The organism is Mesonia aestuariivivens (genome assembly GCF_019311235.1).
In the GTDB taxonomy this organism is placed as follows: Bacteria; Bacteroidota; Bacteroidia; order Flavobacteriales; family Flavobacteriaceae; genus Mesonia; species Mesonia aestuariivivens.
Window position 1 is genome coordinate 113,030 of the sequence record NZ_JAHWDF010000001.1, and the last position, 18,925, is coordinate 131,954.

General features: G+C 33.1%; 18 protein-coding genes. 7 read left to right on the plus strand and 11 right to left on the minus strand.

Features of this window, described 5'->3' with window-relative positions; all coding sequences use genetic code 11:
* Positions 1-129 precede the first annotated feature (129 nt).
* Genes nadD through KW502_RS00470 form a run of 3 tightly spaced genes read right to left on the minus strand, consistent with a single transcriptional unit; the run spans position 130 to position 2,163 of the window.
* On the minus strand, positions 130-717 hold the full coding sequence (gene nadD / locus KW502_RS00460; protein ID WP_219038558.1) for a nicotinate (nicotinamide) nucleotide adenylyltransferase: 588 nt from the start codon (positions 715-717) through the stop codon (positions 130-132).
* A gap of 6 nt (positions 718-723) precedes the next feature.
* Positions 724-1,296 (minus strand): guanylate kinase, encoded by a 573-nt coding sequence (gmk, locus tag KW502_RS00465; RefSeq protein WP_219038559.1) that lies wholly within the window; start codon positions 1,294-1,296, stop codon positions 724-726.
* Positions 1,297-2,163 (minus strand): YicC/YloC family endoribonuclease, encoded by an 867-nt coding sequence (locus KW502_RS00470; protein WP_219038560.1) that lies wholly within the window; start codon positions 2,161-2,163, stop codon positions 1,297-1,299. It lies immediately after the preceding gene.
* A gap of 266 nt (positions 2,164-2,429) precedes the next feature.
* Here KW502_RS00470 and KW502_RS00475 point away from each other — a divergent pair, with 266 nt between their 5' ends.
* Positions 2,430-2,918 carry an acyl-CoA thioesterase gene (locus KW502_RS00475; protein ID WP_219038561.1) on the plus strand — a complete coding sequence of 163 codons (489 nt, stop codon included), beginning with the start codon at positions 2,430-2,432 and terminating at the stop codon, positions 2,916-2,918.
* Here the strand turns inward: KW502_RS00475 and KW502_RS00480 are convergent.
* From KW502_RS00480 to KW502_RS00490, 3 genes are read right to left on the minus strand one after another with little or no spacing between them, the layout of a single operon-like run.
* Positions 2,896-3,801, minus strand: coding sequence for a DMT family transporter (locus tag KW502_RS00480; RefSeq protein WP_219038562.1), 906 nt, complete (start codon positions 3,799-3,801; stop codon positions 2,896-2,898). The two genes, KW502_RS00475 and KW502_RS00480, sit on opposite strands and share 23 nt — an antisense overlap.
* Entirely contained in the window at positions 3,794-4,147 is a 354-nt protein-coding gene (locus tag KW502_RS00485) for an arsenate reductase family protein (RefSeq protein WP_219038563.1), read from the minus strand. The genes KW502_RS00480 and KW502_RS00485 overlap by 8 nt, the downstream gene beginning before the upstream one ends.
* A 10-nt stretch (positions 4,148-4,157) precedes the next feature.
* The gene (locus KW502_RS00490) at positions 4,158-4,952 is read right to left on the minus strand and encodes a DUF3298 and DUF4163 domain-containing protein (protein ID WP_219038564.1); all 795 of its coding nucleotides are present in this window, start codon (positions 4,950-4,952) and stop codon (positions 4,158-4,160) included.
* Positions 4,953-5,048: 96 nt separating this feature from the next.
* Between KW502_RS00490 and KW502_RS00495 the strand changes: the two genes are divergently transcribed.
* Together KW502_RS00495 and KW502_RS00500 are read left to right on the plus strand one after the other, a co-directional pair.
* Positions 5,049-6,191 carry a cystathionine gamma-synthase gene (locus KW502_RS00495; protein ID WP_219038565.1) on the plus strand — a complete coding sequence of 381 codons (1,143 nt, stop codon included), beginning with the start codon at positions 5,049-5,051 and terminating at the stop codon, positions 6,189-6,191.
* A gap of 197 nt (positions 6,192-6,388) precedes the next feature.
* Complete coding sequence (locus KW502_RS00500; RefSeq protein WP_219038566.1) at positions 6,389-9,052, plus strand: zinc-dependent metalloprotease; 2,664 nt, start codon at positions 6,389-6,391, stop codon at positions 9,050-9,052.
* A gap of 192 nt (positions 9,053-9,244) precedes the next feature.
* Here the strand turns inward: KW502_RS00500 and KW502_RS00505 are convergent, their stop codons facing one another.
* From KW502_RS00505 to KW502_RS00525, 5 genes are all read right to left on the minus strand, one after another.
* Positions 9,245-9,523, minus strand: coding sequence for a F0F1 ATP synthase subunit delta/epsilon (locus tag KW502_RS00505; RefSeq protein ID WP_219038567.1), 279 nt, complete (start codon positions 9,521-9,523; stop codon positions 9,245-9,247).
* Positions 9,524-9,567: 44 nt separating this feature from the next.
* Positions 9,568-11,079: a F0F1 ATP synthase subunit beta gene (gene atpD, locus KW502_RS00510; RefSeq protein WP_219038568.1), complete on the minus strand. Its 1,512-nt coding sequence runs from the start codon at positions 11,077-11,079 to the stop codon at positions 9,568-9,570.
* 127 nt (positions 11,080-11,206) lie between these two features.
* Positions 11,207-13,054: a glutamine--fructose-6-phosphate transaminase (isomerizing) gene (gene glmS / locus KW502_RS00515; RefSeq protein ID WP_219038569.1), complete on the minus strand. Its 1,848-nt coding sequence runs from the start codon at positions 13,052-13,054 to the stop codon at positions 11,207-11,209.
* Between the two features lie 10 nt (positions 13,055-13,064).
* Positions 13,065-14,597 (minus strand): BamH family beta-barrel-assembly machinery protein, encoded by a 1,533-nt coding sequence (bamH, locus tag KW502_RS00520; RefSeq protein ID WP_219038570.1) that lies wholly within the window; start codon positions 14,595-14,597, stop codon positions 13,065-13,067.
* A gap of 5 nt (positions 14,598-14,602) precedes the next feature.
* Positions 14,603-15,424, minus strand: a complete 822-nt coding sequence (locus tag KW502_RS00525) for a glycogen/starch synthase (protein WP_219038571.1) — start codon at positions 15,422-15,424, stop codon at positions 14,603-14,605.
* A gap of 112 nt (positions 15,425-15,536) precedes the next feature.
* Between KW502_RS00525 and panC the strand changes: the two genes are divergently transcribed.
* The 4 genes from panC to KW502_RS00545 are packed head-to-tail and all read left to right on the plus strand — an operon-like array spanning position 15,537 to position 18,922.
* The gene (gene panC, locus KW502_RS00530) at positions 15,537-16,391 is read left to right on the plus strand and encodes a pantoate--beta-alanine ligase (RefSeq protein WP_219038572.1); all 855 of its coding nucleotides are present in this window, start codon (positions 15,537-15,539) and stop codon (positions 16,389-16,391) included.
* Positions 16,392-16,420: 29 nt separating this feature from the next.
* Complete coding sequence (panD, locus tag KW502_RS00535; protein ID WP_219038573.1) at positions 16,421-16,771, plus strand: aspartate 1-decarboxylase; 351 nt, start codon at positions 16,421-16,423, stop codon at positions 16,769-16,771.
* Positions 16,772-16,819: 48 nt separating this feature from the next.
* Entirely contained in the window at positions 16,820-17,740 is a 921-nt protein-coding gene (locus KW502_RS00540) for a lysylphosphatidylglycerol synthase transmembrane domain-containing protein (protein WP_439651366.1), read from the plus strand.
* Between the two features lie 36 nt (positions 17,741-17,776).
* Positions 17,777-18,922, plus strand: a complete 1,146-nt coding sequence (locus tag KW502_RS00545) for an alpha/beta hydrolase-fold protein (protein ID WP_219038575.1) — start codon at positions 17,777-17,779, stop codon at positions 18,920-18,922.
* The last annotated feature ends 3 nt before the right edge of the window (positions 18,923-18,925 follow it).

Below are 18,925 nucleotides of genomic sequence, written 5' to 3' on the forward strand. Positions count from 1 at the left end.
AAGATTTGATACTTTTAACATTCATTTTTCTATCTACAGGGCAATTATATAGAAAAGATATCGTTATTTAAATAGATTTTTTGGTTGGTTATTTAGTAAAGCCGTTTTGTGAAAATTCACAGGGCGGCTTTACAATTTATAGAAATTCATTTCATCTATATATTCCCAAACTTTATGCGGAAGTAGCGGTGTGATTCTTTTTCCGTTTTTTACTGCGTTTCTTATAAATGTGCTAGAGATCTCCATAATAGGAGCATCGAGCTTTGTTATTTTTGGATGGTTTTGAAACTCATCTTTTAAAACAGCTGAAGTAATTCTTGGATATACAAAAACTTCAAAACGCTCTAGAATCACTTCATGGTTTTTCCATTTATGAAGTGTATTTAGATTGTCTTCACCCATAATTAAAGCGAAATTGTATTCAGGATATTTTTCTTCTAAATGAGCAAGTGTATTAACGGTATAATTAGGTTGTGGTAAACCAAATTCTATATTGCTAGGTTGTATATGGTCGTAGTCTTCTGTGGCTAGGTAAACCATTTCTAAACGATGATGATCTTCCAGCAATGTACGTTTCTTTTTTAACGGATTGAGAGGAGTCACCACCATCCAAACTTCATCTAAATCTGAAAACTCAACCATATGGTTAGCAATCGCTAAATGTCCCATGTGTACGGGGTTAAACGTGCCAAAATATAAACCTATTTTTTTTTGCAAAATCGTTTAATTATTTATGAAGTTTTTAACCAAATGATAAGACTCTTCAAGTGCTTTTTGCAAGTCATTATTTACAATAATAAAATCGAATTGCGGAGCCGTTGCCATTTCTATAGAAGCTTTGGCTACTCGCATATTAATACGATCTTCAGTTTCTGTTTTGCGCTTTTTTAATCTTATTTTTAGTTCTTCAATACTTGGCGGTTCTACAAAAACAGCTAATGTACGTTCTGGGTAAATGTGCTTAATGTCTAAACCACCCACCACATCAATATCAAAAACAACGTGTTTGCCTTGCTCCCAAATGCGTTCTACTTCTTTTTTTAGCGTACCATAAAAATTATCTCTATAAACTTCTTCCCATTCTAAAAAATCGTCGTGTTTAATGTGGGTTTTAAATTCATCTAAAGACATGAAATAGTAATCTTCGCCATTTACTTCATTTTCTCTTGGAGCTCTAGAGGTTGCTGAAATTGAAAAATCTAGGTTTAAGTCTTCTTGTTTTAATAAATGCTGAACAATGGTTGTTTTACCAGAACCAGAGGGAGCAGAAAAGACAATAAGTTTACCTTCTATCATTTAAAGTACGTTTAAAAGTTGTTCTTTTATTTTTTCTAACTCGTCTTTCATTTGTACTACGAGTTTTTGCATAGGGGCGAAGTTAGATTTACTACCAATGGTGTTAATCTCTCTACCTATTTCTTGACCGATAAAGGCTAATTTTTTTCCATTAGCGCCAGAAGAGTTTAGGGTTTCCATAAAATAACTTAAATGGTTTTCTAAACGTGTTTTTTCTTCGGTGATATCGTATTTTTCGATGTAGTATACCAATTCTTGCTCAAAACGATTTTCATCAACACTTTCCTTCAGTTCTGCAATTCCTTTTTGCAAACGTTCTTTTACGCCTTCAATTCGTTCAGGATCTATTTGTATCACTTCTTTTAATAATTGCTGAAGTGTTTCTACACGAAGTAAGAAATCTTTTTCAAGAGCATTTCCTTCGGCAGTTCTAAACTCATTAATCTCTAATAAAGCTTCTGTTAGGCCTTGGTCAATTGCGTTAAATTCAGATTCGTCTATTTCGTCACGTTCTGTTTTTAACGTATCTGGTAGACGCATGGCAATTGCTAGTAGAGATGCTTCGTCTGCAGTTCCGTTAGTAGGAATTTCTTTTAATTGCTGAAGGTATTTTTTTACCACTTCTGTATTTACAGAGGCTGTGGTAGCTTCTCCAGTAACTTCTACATACAACGAGAAATCTACTTTACCGCGAGAAAGTGATTTAGCAATTTTGTTTCTCAAATCTAATTCACGTTCTCGGTATTGAGAAGGCATCCGAGCATTTAAGTCTAAATTTTTACTGTTTAGTGATTTAAGCTCGATTGTGATTTTCTTGTTGGGAAGCTCGATCATACTTTTCCCAAAACCCGTCATAGATTGAATCATGCGTTTGTTTTAAAAGTTGCGCAAAGGTAATAAAAACAATAAAGTATCTAAGAACTTCACTGTATTTGATTTTTGCAATAGGGATAGCAGCGGTATCTTTTTTAGTGGCAACCTTAAAGGTTTTAGTAAATCGAAATTAACCTATCACTAAAAAAATACGAGCGTATAGCCCGGCCCGTTAGGGATTGCCCAACTCATATAAATTTCATTTTAAAAACTATGCCTGCATAATAGATTTTAGTAGTTTTGTTTGAAAATGTTAAGCGATGTACCATAAAGAATTTGAAATTAGATGGAGTGATGTAGATGCTAATCGTCATTTAGCGAACTCTGCTTATATGAATTTTATGAGTCATACCCGTATGGCTTTTCTAATGGAAAACGGGTTTGGCCAGAAACAGCTAGCCGAATTAAATATTGGACCGGTGGTTTTTTATGAACATATCTATTATTTTAAAGAAGTTTTTGCTGGTAAACCAGTAACGGTAACCTTGCAGTTAAAAGGTTTATCTGAAGATGGAATGTTTTTCGAGTTTTTGCACAATATCTATAATTATAAAGGTGACCATTGTGCCAGTTGTGAGATTTTAGGTTCTTGGATAGATTTAAAAGAGCGTACCTTAACTAAATTATCTCCAGATCTAATTAAAAATTTAGATCATCTTGGTAAAACTGAAGATTTTAAGATTTTAACAAAAGAGGACACGCGTCGCTACGGTAAAAAACCAAAAGCTATTGATCTTTCTGAACTTTAGTCGTGGGATTTTTAGAAACCATATAAACTCCCACAAATACTAAAATAGCGGCTACCACTTTAATGGTATTTAAAGTGTCTGCCCCTGTGGTAATAGAGTAAGTAATCGCAATGAGTGGCTGCAAATAGATAAACGAGCTTAATGTTGAAGCTGATAGATATTTAAGTGCATATAAGTTGAGTAAATAAGTGAAAAAGGTGGTGCCAATAACTACAAAACTCATTTTCCAAATTGCATTAAAAGGTAAGCTTTGCCATTCTACTTCTGTAAATTCTGAAAGTGTAATCGGTAAATTGATAATGACTGCAATAGTGAAAATCCATTTCATTAGCGTAATGGTGTCATATTTTCGAGCTAAAGGTTTTACGATAATTAGATAAACACCGAATGAAAGCGCATTCACGATAAAAAATAAATTCCCTAGCGGAATATTAGCTGCAGATTGATTGCTGCTTTTGCTAAAAAACACCAAGAATAAGGCGCCAGCTAGTCCTACAATAATTCCGGAGATTTTTAGTAACGTAATTCTTTCTTTCAATAAAAATGCTGAAAGAATAATCACCATAACCGGAGAAAGCGTGGTGATAACCGAGCTGTTAATGGGCGTAGACATGTTTAATCCTTTAAAAAAGAAAAGCATATTAATCACCATACCAAATACAGCGCAAGCCACTAATCTAGGCCAGTCTTTTCTTTCAATATTTTCCCAAGGTTTAAAAATACTTACCAGCCAAAAAAGAACAGCGGCGCCACTCACGCGTAATAAAATAAAGCCGAAAGGTTGTATGTAAGTAGGCATAACTCCTTTGGCAACTGTATGATTAATTCCGTAAATGGTGCTGGCTCCAATGGCAGCAAGAATAGCAAGAATACGTTTATCCATGCAAATGCTGCTTCACGGCTGTTACCGTTTTTTTACTGTTGCCAATAAAAATTTCACCCTCCAACATAAATACTGGGCGATTCAAAAAAGTATAGTGTTCGAGAATAAGATTTTTAAAATCTTCCTCTTCTAAGTTTTGATTCTTTAAATCACGTTGTTTATACAATTGAGCGCGCTTACTAAACAAACTTTCATAGCTGCCAGAAAGTGAGTACATTTCTTTTAACTGTAAAGCGGTAATGGCTTCGGTTTTTATATCTTGTTTTGTTACAGTTTCGGGCAAATTCACTTCGTTGAAAATTCGTTTACACGTGTCACAGGTAGATAAATAATATACTTTTTTCAAGGTATAGGTTTTAGTAGTTGAGGTATTTTTTTACGTTTTCTTTTTTGAACACTAACTCTAATTGTCCCTGCGCATAACTCGCTGCTTCGTAAGGATTGTAGATTAAGATCACTTCATCTTCTGTTATCGCAATGTTTTCTGGTAATTTATAGGTGTCTTCTTCAAAAAAGAAACCATTAGCATTTATATTTTCTGAAGTAATTTCGTATTTCTCTCTAAATCTCTTTTCAGCATAAGCGGTAAAGCCTTCAGGATCTGAAAATAATTCAGCATTTGTGAGCTTATTTCCGTTATTAAGATTAAAATTTAAAAATCGGGTAGCTCCATAGCCATGTGCGCCACCAGTAAACAAATAAAACTTGGTTTTATAGGTAAGTAGACTGTCGGTTTTTATTAATTCTTCCTGAGAAATTTCAGCTTCATAAGCAGCTGGAGTTTCGGGAAATTCATTTTTAAATTTAAAATAATCGTTGATAAATTTCTGCACTGCTTCTTCTAAATTATCTACAGAAGAAGGTGATGGCGTAGAGTTAAAAATTTCAATTAAATAAGCTTCGTTTTCTTGATTTATTTTTTCTGAATATTTTCCTTTAGCTACTAAATATTCTAATTGAACTTCTGGACATATATTTTCTTTGCAAATATCAAATTGATTACTCTCAATAGTTGAAGAATTAATTTGAAGTGTTTGCTCTTTTATAGTTACCGCCTTCTCGGGGTCATTTTTATTTTCTTGCTTAGAGTCGTTTTTACAAGCTGAAAATAAAAAAGTGGACGAGAGGGCTATTATGATAAGTTTTTTCATAGTTAATTCAAATTGATCATCAAAATTAAAGATAGTGTCTTTTTGTTTAAACACAAACGGAATGGTACATTTGCTATGAAAAGAAAAAAATAGATTATGAAGTTTAACACGAAGACAATTCACGGCGGACAAGAAAATACAGATCCGGCTTATGGCTCTGTAATGCCACCAATATATCAAACATCTACCTATTCTCAAGACACTCCTGGAGGTCACAAAGGTTTTGAGTATTCTAGAAGTGGAAACCCAACGCGTACAGCACTAGAAAACTCTATAGCGAGTATAGAAAACGGAAAATACGGGATGGCTTTTGGATCTGGTTTAGCGGCTATCGATGCAGTTTTAAAATTATTAAAACCTGGAGATGAAGTAGTTTCGACGAATGATTTATACGGCGGTTCTTACCGTTTGTTTACCAGTATTTTTAAAGATTTCGGGATTAAATTTAATTTTATCGGTATGCAAAATGCAGAAGATATTGAAAAGCATATTACCGAAAACACAAAATTAATTTGGGTAGAAACACCAACAAACCCAATGATGAATATTATTGATATTGAAGCTGCTGCTAAAATTGCTAAAAAGCATCATGTGTTGTTAGGCGTAGATAATACGTTTGCTACTCCATATTTACAACAACCTTTAGATTTAGGAGCAGATTTAGTGATGCATAGCGCAACTAAATATTTAGGAGGTCATAGTGATGTAGTAATGGGAGTTTTGGCTGTTAAAGATAAAGAACTTGCCGATAGATTGTATTTTGTTCAAAATGCAAGTGGTGCTGTTGCAGGACCACAAGATAGTTTTTTGGTTCTTCGTGGAATTAAAACCTTACATTTAAGAGTGCAACGCCATTGTGAAAACGGAAAAGCCGTGGCAGAATATTTAAATAATCATCCTAAAGTTGATAAGGTATACTGGCCTGGTTTAGAGAATCACCCTAATCATGAGATTGCCAAAAAGCAAATGAAAGATTTTGGAGGTATGGTTTCTTTTACAACTAAAGGTAATTTATTAGAAGATGCGGTAAGCTTCGTTGAAAAATTAAAAGTATTTACATTGGCAGAATCTTTAGGCGGTGTAGAGTCTTTAGCGGGTCATCCAGCTAGTATGACGCACGCTTCTATCCCAAAAGAAGAAAGAGAAAAAACTGGGGTTGTAGACTCTTTAATTCGTTTAAGTGTAGGTGTTGAAGATGAAGAAGATTTAATTGAAGATTTAAAACAAGCTTTAGGGTAAAATTTAGTTTTATTTTTACCTAAAAAAGACCTGCGATTCGTGGGTCTTTTTTTTGTTTAATAAATCTAAAATGCTAATGTTTTCGTATGTTTTATTGTCAATCCCTTTGTTATTGCTTAGTTTTACCGATAATTTTATTGAAATTTAACCCTAATATTATATTTATGAAGAGTAAAATACCCCTGTTACTTCTAATTATGATGAGCTTCTCAGTTTTTTCTCAAAATTATTGGCATCAATCTAAAGTTGGCGATAAAGAGTTTAAAAAAAATAAAATATATTTAAAAAATTCTACACCTTTTTTTACTTTAAATGTAAGTGAATTACAACAAGAATTAGAAGAGGTAAGACAAAGAGATGTTTCTGCAGATTTCCCTAAAAATACTATTATTAGCTTGCCTAATGAACTTGGAGAAATGACAAAATTTTATGTTGCCGAGGCATCCAACTTTACTCCATATTTGCAAGCTAAATATCCTGATATTAGAGCATATAGAGGTATAGGAGTAAAAGATCCTTCAATCTCTTTAAGTTTTAGTTTGTCTTCTGAATTAGGCTTAAAAGCTATGTTTTTAACTCCTGGGAAGCCAACTGTTTTTATAGGAACTGTTACGAAAGACAATTCTATTTATGCTATTTATCATAAAAAGAATAAAAATTCCGAGTTTGAATGTCGTTTACCAGATGAATTATCTTTAGAGAAGAAAATAGCTAATGCTTCTTCAACTTTTAATGCAGATGATCAAGTATTGAGAACTTTTCGATTAGCTGTTTCTGTTACAGCAGAATATACACAGTATTTTGGAGGTTCAAAAGAAGAAGCCTTAGCGGGTATTAATGCAACAATAACACGAGTAAATACAATTTTTGAAAGGGATTTTGCAATAAATATGGTTTTAATAGATAATGTAGATGAAATAATTTATACTAATCCTAATTCAGACCCATATTCTTCTGTAAGTCAAGGGGGTAATCCTCATCCTATCTACGGTAGTCAACCATATTTTGCGTCTAATTGGACTGTAGAATTGCAGGAAACTTTAACAGAGGTTATAGGTGAAGAAAATTACGATATAGGTCACTTATTTGGAAGTGCTGGTAGTGGCGGTAATGCAGGTTGTATAGGATGTGTGTGTGAAACTAATTTTCCTCAAGGAAAAGGTAGCGCTTATACTTCTCCTAGTGACGGAATACCTGAAGATGACACCTTTGATATAGATTTTGTGGCTCATGAAATGGGTCACCAATTTGGGGCAAATCATACTTTTTCAAAAAATGAGTTTACAGGTGTAGCTATGGAGCCAGGAAGTGGATCTACTATTATGGGATATGCTGGTATAACGGGGCCTACAGACATACAGGCGAATAGTGATGATTTTTTTCACTATATAAGTATACAACAAGTAACTAATAATATAGTGAATAAAGATTGTGCTACAGAAACATCTTTAGTAAATACGCCGCCAAATGTAGATGCAGGAGCAAACTATACAATTCCATCTGGTACTGCTTTTAAATTAACGGCAGAAGGAAATGATTTAGATGGTGATCCAGTAACCTATTCTTGGGAACAAGGAGATGCGTCTTCTACCCTTAACTATTCTTTTCCTGACCCTAATAGTGGAGCTGGACCATTATTTAGAGTAAATCAACCAGTTATTTCCTCAGAACGTTATTTTCCTTCTTTCGATTTAGTTTTAAATGGAGAGCTTTACAGTACTTGGGAAACTGTTTCAGATGTCTCAAGAGAAATGAATTTTACCGTTCAGGTGAGAGATAATAATGTAAACGTTGGCCAGACAACTTCAGATGATGTTAAGATTACGGTCATCGATGATAATGGTCCTTTTCAATTTTCAAATATAGCTTATGAGCAGAGTTTTGCTTCTGATGGTGTTTATACTTTAAATTGGGATGTGGCGGGTACAAATTTAGCTCCTTTTAATAGCCCTAATGTAAATATTTTATTTTCGAATGATGGAGGAGATAGTTTCACTATTTTAAAAAATAATACACCTAATGATGGAAGTGAAGAAGTGATTATACCTGAAGATTCAGAAAGTCAAACAGCTTATTTTATGATTGAATCTGTTGAAAGTATTTTCTATGCAGTAAGCCCTAAAGTATTAGTTGATTTTTCTGAAATTTGCGAAACGTATCAGGCTGATATAAATTTTCCAGTAAATATTGATGATGGTTCTGACTTTTCTTCTGGAGAAACTCTGGTTATCCCTTTTCATGATATTCCTGAATTAGGAGAATTGAATGATGTGAACGTTAGTATAGAAATTGAACATTCTTATATTGGAGATTTAATTATAGTACTACAATCTCCTGATGAAACTCAAACTTATTTATGGAATCGAGATTGTGGTAATTATCAAAATTTAAACATTACTTTTGATGATGATGGTAGTCAAGTTGAATGTGGTTCTCCTGCAGTCGGGATTTTTCTTCCTTCAGATAGATTATCAGATTTAAATGGTCAGTCTACTGCTGGAACATGGTATGTATTGGTGGTAGATAATGTTTCTGGAGATACTGGAAGGGTTTTAGATGCTAGAATAGAAGTCTGTGGTGCTGAAGATCTGATTTTAGATACCGATGAAGAAGAGTTTGAGAATGAAATAAAAATTTACCCTAACCCAACCAAAGGTCTCGTGAATATTGATTTGAACAATAGTTTAAGTTTAAAAAAATCTCAATTAAACCTATTTGACTTATTAGGTAGAAAAGTTAAGTCTAAGTCTTTAATTGCTAAAAATTCAGAATTGAATATTTCAGATTTACCTTCAGGTGTTTATTTATTAGAAATAGAGTCTGATGGAAATAAAATAACAAGAAAGATTATTAAGCAATAATAATTTGAATTAGATTCTTTACATAAAAAAGCCAAGCGTAATGCTTGGCTTTTTGTTTAGTTTTTATTTACTTATTTATTAATATTTTTTTTGTTTAGTAAGAGTAACTTATACATAATAAAGTATTGAAATTATAAATTAAAAAAAGCCCTGTATCAATAATACGGGGCTTTTTTAATTGTGATATTTTGTTTAATCTGCTAAAACAATAGCTTTATTATTTTTCATCTCTAGAACTCCTCCTTTAATAGGGAAATACCATTTACCGTCTTGAGCTTTTGTAACAACATCTTTAAGTTCTTTAGGTATTTCAAGATTTCCTTCAACTTTAATAACGCCTTTATCTAATACAGAAACAATTGGAGCGTGATTATTGAGCATCTGAAACTCTCCGTCAATACCAGGAACCGTGACTGAATTTACTTCAGCGCTTAGCAAAACTCTCTCTGGAGATACAATTTCTAAATACATATTATTTTGTTTGTTGAGAGTAGTTTTAAAAACTACTGTCCAATTTACGCTTCAGCTAACATTTTCTCTCCAGTTTCAATGGCTTCTTCAATAGTACCTTTAAGGTTAAAAGCAGCTTCTGGAATGTGATCTAACTCACCGTCCATAATCATATTAAATCCTTTAATGGTATCTTTAATGTCTACCAATACTCCTTTTAGTCCTGTAAACTGTTCAGCAACGTGGAAAGGTTGTGATAAGAAACGTTGTACTCGTCTAGCTCTAGAAACAGCTAATTTATCTTCTTCAGACAATTCTTCCATTCCAAGAATTGCAATAATATCCTGTAATTCTTTATATCTCTGTAGTAACTCTTTTACACGTTGAGCGCAATCATAATGTTCGTGACCTAAAATATCTGCTGTAAGAATTCTTGATGTAGAATCTAATGGATCTACTGCTGGGTAGATACCAAGTTCTGCAATTTTACGAGAAAGTACAGTAGTTGCATCTAAGTGAGCAAATGTAGTTGCTGGTGCAGGGTCAGTTAAATCATCTGCAGGCACATAAACTGCCTGTACAGAAGTAATTGATCCTTTTTTAGTTGAAGTAATACGTTCTTGCATAGCTCCCATTTCTGTCGCTAGGGTTGGTTGGTAACCTACCGCAGAAGGCATACGACCTAAAAGGGCAGAAACCTCAGAACCTGCTTGTGTAAAACGGAAAATATTATCAACGAAGAAAAGTACATCTTTCCCTTGACTATCACCAGCTCCATCACGGAAGTATTCAGCAATTGTTAAACCAGATAAAGCAACACGCGCACGTGCTCCTGGTGGTTCATTCATTTGTCCAAATACGAAGGTTGCTTTAGAATCTTTCATTGCAGACTTATCTACTTTTTGCAGATCCCATCCGCCATCTTCCATAGAATGCATAAAGTCATCGCCGTACTTGATAATACCAGACTCTAACATCTCTCTTAAAAGATCATTTCCTTCACGCGTACGTTCTCCAACTCCTGCAAAAACAGAAAGTCCACCGTGACCTTTTGCAATATTATTAATAAGTTCCTGAATAAGCACCGTTTTACCAACACCAGCACCTCCAAAAAGACCAATTTTACCACCTTTAGCATAAGGCTCAATTAGGTCAATTACTTTGATACCTGTGAAAAGTACTTCTGTAGAAACAGATAAGTCTTCAAATTTTGGAGCTTCTCTGTGTATAGATAAGCCATCTTTACCAGTTTTGGCAAGATTTCCTAAACCATCGATAGCATCTCCAGTTACATTAAATAATCGGCCGTAAACATTATCACCAATAGGCATTTGTATTGGGTTTCCGGTCGCTATTACTTCTGTTCCTCTACTAAGTCCATCAGCAGAATCCATGGCGATTGTTCTAACAGTGTTTTCTCCAATATGAGATTGAACTTCAAGAACAAGCTTTGATCCATCATTTCTGTTAATTTCTAATGAATCGTAAATCTTTGGTAATTTAGCGTTCTCTGTGTTAAACTCAACGTCAACAACAGGGCCAATAATTTGTGCAACTTTACCTGTAACTTTAGACATTATCTAATTGTTTAATTTATAGTTTGTAATCTAGAAAAAAGAGACTTACTTTTTTCGGCTGCAAAGATAGGTTATTTTTATTAAATAATTTCCTCTAAATTTTGAAAAATATTTTGGAAAACAAACCTTATTCTACAGTAACCGATTTAGCAAGATTCCTAGGTTGATCTACATTTTTACCTAACATTAAGGCTATATGGTACGAAAGCAGTTGTAATGGAATCGTGGTGAGTAAAGGCGTAAATGCTTCTACCGTATCTGGCACCTCAATTACATAATCTGCTAAATTTCTTACTTCTTCGTCTCCTTCGGTAACAATTCCAATAATTTTACCGTTTCTTGATTTTATTTCTTGAATGTTACTAATTACCTTTTCGTAATGCCCTTTTCTGGTAGCAATTACAACAACAGGCATCATCTCATCAATAAGAGCAATAGGGCCGTGTTTCATTTCTGCAGCGGGATAACCTTCTGCATGTATATATGAAATTTCTTTTAACTTTAAAGCGCCTTCTAACGCTACTGGAAAATTAGAGCCTCTACCTAAATATAAAAAGTTGGAAGCATCTTTATATTTTTCAGCGACTTTGGTAATATGATCGTTCGATTTTAAAGCTTTTTCGATTTTACCTGGGATAAGTTCTAATTCTCTTAAGTAGAGATGAAAATCTGAATTACTAATAGTGCCTTTTTCTTTGGCTAATTTAAGTGCTATTAAGCTTAAAACTGTAATTTGTGTAGTAAATGCTTTTGTAGAAGCAACACCAATTTCTGGTCCTGCGTGAGTGTAAGCGCCAGCGTTTGTTTCTCTTGAAATGGAAGAGCCTACGACATTACAAACTCCAAATACAAAAGCTCCTTTTTCTTTAGCTAACTTTATAGCAGCCATCGTATCTGCAGTTTCTCCAGATTGAGAAATAGCAATCACGATATCGTCTTTGTATATTACAGGGTTTCTATATCTAAATTCTGAAGCGTATTCTACTTCTACAGGAATTCTTGCAAGATCTTCAAAGATATATTCTGCCACTAAACCAGCATGCCAAGAGGTTCCGCAGGCAACAATTAAAATTCTACGTGCATTTAAGAATTTACTTAAGTTATCATCTACACCAGCCATTCTAATAATGCCTTTATCTACTAACATTCTTCCTCTATAGGTATCTGTAATAGCATCTGGTTGTTCGTAGATTTCTTTAAGCATAAAATGATCGTAACCATTTTTTTCTATCTGTTCTAAATTAAGTTTTAATTTTTGAACATAAGGATCTACAAGAGAATCATTTTTAATTTCTCTAACTTTTATCCCTTTTCCTCTTCTTACGATCGCCATTTCCCCATCTTCTAAATAGATAGCAGAACTAGTGTACTCAATAAAAGGAGAGGCGTCAGAAGCTATAAAAAATTCATCTTCACCAACACCAATAGCTAACGGACTACCTAAGCGCGCAACAACAAGTTCATCTGGTTTTTTCTTATCAAAAACGGTAATTGCATAAGCGCCAATAGTTTGGTTTAAGGCAATTTGTACCGCTTTTCCTAATTTTACTCCTTCTTTTAACTGAACGTCTTCAATAAGGTTTACTAAAACTTCGGTATCTGTATCTGATTGAAACTCATAACCTCGTTTAATTAATTCTTTTTTGATCGTATCGTAATTTTCAATTATTCCATTATGAATAATTACTAAATCACCAGAATTAGAATAATGAGGATGAGAATTTACATCATTGGGTACACCATGAGTAGCCCATCTTGTATGACCAATACCTACTGTACCTTCAGTTGAAATTTCGTTTTCAAGTTTATCTTTTAAATCGGCTACTTTGCCTTTTGTTTTGCTTAGTTTTAAGTCTTTGCCGTCATATAAAGCAATACCCGCACTATCATAACCACGATATTCAAGTCTTTGTAATCCTTTTAAAACTATAGGATAAGCTTCTCTGTGGCCTATATAGCCTACGATTCCACACATAATTTCTAAGTTATTCTGGTTGAGTGTAAAAAATATTTAATTTTAGTTTTTTTGCTGGCGCTGCTGCTTCGGTTCCAAACAAAACAGTTCCTCTTGGCGTTAAAACTTGAGCTTGAGGGATGTTTTTTAATTCATCCTGAGGATTTTCAAATTTGCCTTTTGTGGTTGCTGTAAGATTAACATTTGATGAAACTGAAATTCCTAATTTCGTATTGGTAGAATCTCTTTTTATAATGTTACTTACTAAGCCTGTGATTCTAAGTTTATAATACCTGTTTCCATTTTCATCTTTTGTTAATGGTCCTAAATGTATAATATTAGAAATTGAAGGGCTTGCCTCATTTTTAGTATAGTCGTTCGTGTAATCTAACAATACTTTATTATTATTGATATCGTAAACAAATATTCTGTTAGGTTGTAAGTTGTCGTCTGCCACTTGTTCATCATTTACATATAGCGTTAAATTGGCTTCATTTACGAGCCAGTTTAAACTTCTAATCGAATCTAATTGCGCTTGATTAGTGAATAAATCCACTACTGCCATAGAACCAGCTCCTCCTTTTAAATACAAGTTATTATCGTTAGGTACTTGTTGGTACTCACTGTCAAATACATTAAAAGTATTGTTACCAAAGTTTAATTTAAACTCTCTTTGAACACGACTTTCTGATGTATTAGATACTGTGGTGGTGTAATAAAGAGTAATGTTGGCTTCACTTGATCTAAAGTTAAGTAAGCTCATATTACCATCGTCGTTAATGCTTTCAGTTTTGAAATACAAACCTCTAAAATAGTTGGTAAAATTATTGTTGCTGCTTAATTCTGGACTGCCTTGACGATCTAATATTAAACTTTCAAAATCTTCATTGGATAACTTCACCCTTAATTTAGGAGCAGATCTTGTGATTTGAGTAGCGTTTTCTTCGCTCTCACTAGCAACTTCTGACGTTATTATTTCTACAGGTGAAGGTTTAAAATTTTCTAGCGTTAATAAAGCTTCAGCACCATGATTTTCCTCAAATGTATTGAACTGATTTGAATAATAATCTTGTGCTTCAAAATCATTGTCCGGATCTATACTTCTAATAAAATAGTTGTTTCTGTAAATGGAAAGATTAATAGGAGCATCACCATAGATACTATCTAGTTGATAAGTAGTTTTATTGCCGTTAACTCCTGTGGCTGTACTGTAATAAGGAATGGTTAGTACCACACTATCCATTTCGGGATTATCTCCAAAATTAGGATTTGCGCTATTTAAGGTGAGCTGGCTAACCACATTAGAGGTCAATTTTCCGTAATTAGGGGCGTTGTAAACTCCTAACAGGAAACTATTTAGACTATTGGTTTGAGCTCCCTTAATTTTAATAGTTTTTGCCTCAATTTGAGAACTATCAAATAATAAAGCGTTAAAGTTATTGTTATCTACTAAGCTAGATCCAACTTCACTAAAATCTTCTTCACACGCTGTAAAAAGAGAAACTACGATGGCTAATGCAGCTAAGTAGTTATATTTTTTTGCAGCTTTCCATTCTCTTTTCATATAAATTAATCTTCTTTTTCGTTTAAAACTTCTTGGGTGTAAAAATCTTGATAAGCTTGACCAAATTCTTCTTTAGATTTAAAAGTTAATTTTGGTTTATCTATGTTATCTATATAAGTTTTTAATTCTTCTGGTATTTCTGCACTTCCTTGTATAATCGCATCAGAATTATCTATTGCCGTTTTCATGATGTTTTCATAATTTGGCGTGGCTAAATGTGCTACGGTATCATCTTCTAAACCATCAAAAAGCACCTTTTTTTGCATTTCTTCATCTAAAGTTTCATCGAAACCTTTACTATAAACAGAGGTCACAATTTTAGAATTTTTAAATAATGGCTCATTGCCATAATAATTTCTAAGGTAAAGAGGAAGTAGTGACGCTAACCACCCGTGAACATGTATTATATCTGGAGACCAGTTTAATTTTTTTACAGTTTCAATAACACCTTTAGCGAAGAAAATAGCTCTTTCATCATTATCGTCAAATAAATTACCATCTTCATCTGTAAAAGTAGCTTTTCGCTTAAAATAATCTTCATTATCAATAAAGTAAACTTGCATACGCTCTTTGGGTATAGATGCTACTTTTATAATTAGTGGCATATCCAAATCGTTGATAACCAAATTCATTCCAGACAATCTAATTACTTCATGTAATTGATGACGTCTTTCATTAATATTTCCAAATCGAGGCATAAAAATACGTATTTGACCTCCTTGGCTGTTCACCATTCTTGGTGCCTCAAAAGACATGGAGGAAATTTCTGTTTCCGGTAAATAAGGAATAACTTCTGATGATACGTACAAAATGCGCTTATCTTTCATAAAATGTTGTACTCTTAGTATTAATATTAACGATAAAAAACAGGCAAAATTACAAAAATTTATGCAGTTTGCTACTATTGTATTAATTTTGCGCCGTTTAAAATAAATCACTTTGCAAGTATATCAAGATAAACAGGGTCTTCAAGCAGCAATTGTTGGACTTAAAAAAAAATCAAAAATTGTGGGTTTAGTGCCTACTATGGGAGCTTTGCATGAAGGTCACCTCTCTTTGGTTGAACAGGCGCATCAAGTATGTGATGCTATTGTGGTAAGTATTTTTGTAAACCCAACGCAGTTTAATAATGCGTCAGATTTAGAGAAATATCCACGAACTTTAGAAGATGATTTAGCTCTTTTAGAAAAAAACTATAAAAATCTTATCATTTTTGCCCCTCAAGAAAATGAAATTTACGGCGAAGAAATAACTTCTGAAAAGTTTAATTTTGGAAATTTGGCTTTTCAAATGGAGGGTAAGTTTAGAGATGGCCATTTTGATGGTGTGGGCACTATTTTAAAAAGACTTTTTGATATTGTTCGACCAGACAAAGCTTTTTTTGGTGAGAAAGATTTTCAGCAACTCTTAATAGTAAAAAAATTAGTTCAATTAACTCAGCAAGAAGTTGAAGTAATTGGCTGCCCTATTAGCAGAGAAAATAACGGACTAGCAAGAAGCTCTAGAAATAAGCGGCTAACAGCTACAGAAATAGAAAAAGCGGGGTTTATCTATGAAATTTTAAAGAAAGCTGAAAAAAAATTTGGCACAAAAGATGCTCTATTAGTAAAGCAAGAAATGGAAGAGCATTTTAAAAATTCACAAGATTTTCTAGATTTAGAATATTTTGAAATTTCAGATGCTGAAACGCTAAAACCTATTAGCGAAGGTTTTGATCATCGTAAAAAATATCGAGCATTTGTCGCAGCTTATGCAAATGATGTAAGGTTAATTGATAATATTGCACTAAATTAAAAACTAGCACGAGTTCTAAAAAATAAAAAATGCATATACACGTTGTAAAATCTAAGATTCATCGCGTAAAAGTTACTGGCGCAGATCTTAATTATATTGGAAGCATTACTATAGATGAAGATCTTATGGATGCCGCAAATATAATTGAAGGAGAGAAAGTTCAAATTGTAAATAATAACAATGGTGAACGTTTAGAAACTTACGCCATACCCGGACCTAGAAATACTGGAGAAATTACGCTTAATGGTGCTGCTGCAAGAAAGGTAGCTAAAGGTGATGTACTTATTTTAATCACTTATGCTATGATGCCTATAGAAGAAGCAAAAAAGTTTAAGCCAGCGATTCTTTTTCCTAATGAAGAAAATAACCTTTTAAATTAATTGAGTAAAAAGGTTTTTATAAAAAGTTTAAAAGTTATACTCCCACTAGTGTTGGGAGTTTTTTTCGTTTACTATTCATATACTAGTGCAACCCCGCAAGAGAGAACTATTTTGTGGCAAAATATAATAAAAGTTAATCCAATTTGGATTGCTCTTTCTATGTTATTTGGAGTGTTAGCTCACCTTTCTCGCGCTTATAGATGGAAGTTTTTACTTCGACCTATGGGATACGAAATTAAGTTGTATAATAGTTTTATGGCTATTATGGCAGGTTATTTATGTAATTTAGGAATCCCAAGATCTGGCGAAGTATTGCGGGGAGCCACCATTTCTTCTTATGAGAAAATTCCTTTTCAGAAAGCATTCGGCACCATTGTTTCTGAGCGAGTGGCAGATCTTGTTATGCTACTTTTAGTCGTTAGCACAACCTTATTGTTAAAGTACGATTTGCTTTTGTTTTTTTTCGAAACAAATCATATTAATCCGTTCTGGAGCATCTTTATTTTAATGTTTTTGATCTTCATAGGTTTTTGGTTTTTAAAATTTATTAAGAATTCTTCCAACGTAAAACTTGGTAAGCTGAAGGGTTTTGTTGTAGGTATTTTAGAAGGTATGGTAAGCATATTCAATATGAAAAAATCATACATTTTTATACTTCATACAGTTTTTATTTGGATCATGTATGTCGCTATGTTTTGGATCATTAAATTTGCTGTAGCGGGTACAGTAAATTTAGGTTTTTCATACATACTTATTGCTTTTGTGGTAGGTTCATTTACAATTTCATTAACCAATAGCGGTGTAGGTGTTTATCCTGTAGCAATTGGTGCTGTGCTTCTTATTTTTAACATCTCAAAGCAAGATGGCGAGGCTTTTGGTTGGTTGGTGTGGGGTACGCAAATTATTTTAAATATAGTTTTAGGTTTATTATCTTTTCTGTTTTTGCCTATTCTTAATAAAACGAAATAATTTTTATAACTTGCTCTAAAATAATTTTTTAGTGTTATGAAAATAAGATTATTACTCCTAGTTTTTATCTTACCTCTATTTATGTATGCTCAGCCAGAATACAAGGTTGTAGCTTCTAAAATCTTGAAACAAAAAAGAGATATAAAGATACAATTGCCAAGAAACTACTCTTCTAATACAGAAAAATCTTACCCAGTAATTTATGTGCTAGATGGTGATTATTTATTTGAACCCGTAGCTGGTAATGTAGATTATTATAGTTATTGGGAAGATATGCCAGAAGCTATAGTGGTAGGCATAAACCAAAGAGGTTATAGAAACAAAGATGTATTTTATGATAAAGTAAATTTTTTTCCTGCTGACACTGGAGCAGATTTTTTTGAGTTTGTAGGAATGGAGCTTATGCCTGTTATAGATAAAAATTATCGAACAGCAAATTTTTCAATTGCTATGGGGCACGACCTTACTGCTAATTTTATAAACTATTTTCTTTTTAAAGAGAAACCATTATTTAAAGGTTATGTGAATTTAAGTCCAGATTATGCTTCAGAAATGCACGATAGAATAGCTAATTCATTAGAATTTGCGGAACAAAAAACATGGTATTATTTAGCTACCGGCTCTGAAGATGTAAATAATCTAAGAACTGATATTCTTCAGTTTCATCAAAAGATGAGCAGCCTTTCTAACGATTTGGTTCATTATTATTTTGATGATTTTGAAAATCAAAACCATTACAACTTAGTAGGTAAAGCAATTCCTTCTGCTTTACAACAAATGTTCATCGTTTATAGACCTATTGCGCAAAAAGATTTTCGCAAACTTTCAACTAAAGAAAGTGAAAATTACTACCAATACTTAGAAAACAAATACGAGCAAATACAAGAACTTTATGGTTTGCAAATACCAGTTAGATCTAATGATATTTTAGAAATTTCTGAGCTAATTATTAAAGAAGAAAAGTGGGATCAACTAAAAGATTTGGCTAAACTTGCAGAACAAGAACATCCCGATAAAATGATAGGAAACTATTTAATGGGAATGTATTATGAAAAAGAAGGTGATCCTAAAAGAGCGTTGAAAGAATATCAATCGGCTTATGCTAAAGAAAAAATAGCTTTTTTAGATCAAGATTATCTTATTCAAAAAATAGATCAAATTAAAGCCGATTTCGGAGATTAATAT

Coding starts and splice junctions, on each gene's coding strand:
- gmk (WP_219038559.1), bottom strand. CDS start 1,296: ATGATAGAAGGTAAACTTATTGTCTTTTCTGCTCCCTCTGGTTCTGGT.
- KW502_RS00470 (WP_219038560.1), bottom strand. CDS start 2,163: ATGATTCAATCTATGACGGGTTTTGGGAAAAGTATGATCGAGCTTCCC.
- KW502_RS00475 (WP_219038561.1), top strand. CDS start 2,430: ATGTACCATAAAGAATTTGAAATTAGATGGAGTGATGTAGATGCTAAT.
- KW502_RS00480 (WP_219038562.1), bottom strand. CDS start 3,801: ATGGATAAACGTATTCTTGCTATTCTTGCTGCCATTGGAGCCAGCACC.
- KW502_RS00490 (WP_219038564.1), bottom strand. CDS start 4,952: ATGAAAAAACTTATCATAATAGCCCTCTCGTCCACTTTTTTATTTTCA.
- KW502_RS00495 (WP_219038565.1), top strand. CDS start 5,049: ATGAAGTTTAACACGAAGACAATTCACGGCGGACAAGAAAATACAGAT.
- KW502_RS00500 (WP_219038566.1), top strand. CDS start 6,389: ATGATGAGCTTCTCAGTTTTTTCTCAAAATTATTGGCATCAATCTAAA.
- KW502_RS00505 (WP_219038567.1), bottom strand. CDS start 9,523: ATGTATTTAGAAATTGTATCTCCAGAGAGAGTTTTGCTAAGCGCTGAA.
- atpD (WP_219038568.1), bottom strand. CDS start 11,079: ATGTCTAAAGTTACAGGTAAAGTTGCACAAATTATTGGCCCTGTTGTT.
- glmS (WP_219038569.1), bottom strand. CDS start 13,054: ATGTGTGGAATCGTAGGCTATATAGGCCACAGAGAAGCTTATCCTATA.
- bamH (WP_219038570.1), bottom strand. CDS start 14,597: ATGAAAAGAGAATGGAAAGCTGCAAAAAAATATAACTACTTAGCTGCA.
- KW502_RS00525 (WP_219038571.1), bottom strand. CDS start 15,424: ATGAAAGATAAGCGCATTTTGTACGTATCATCAGAAGTTATTCCTTAT.
- panD (WP_219038573.1), top strand. CDS start 16,421: ATGCATATACACGTTGTAAAATCTAAGATTCATCGCGTAAAAGTTACT.
- KW502_RS00545 (WP_219038575.1), top strand. CDS start 17,777: ATGAAAATAAGATTATTACTCCTAGTTTTTATCTTACCTCTATTTATG.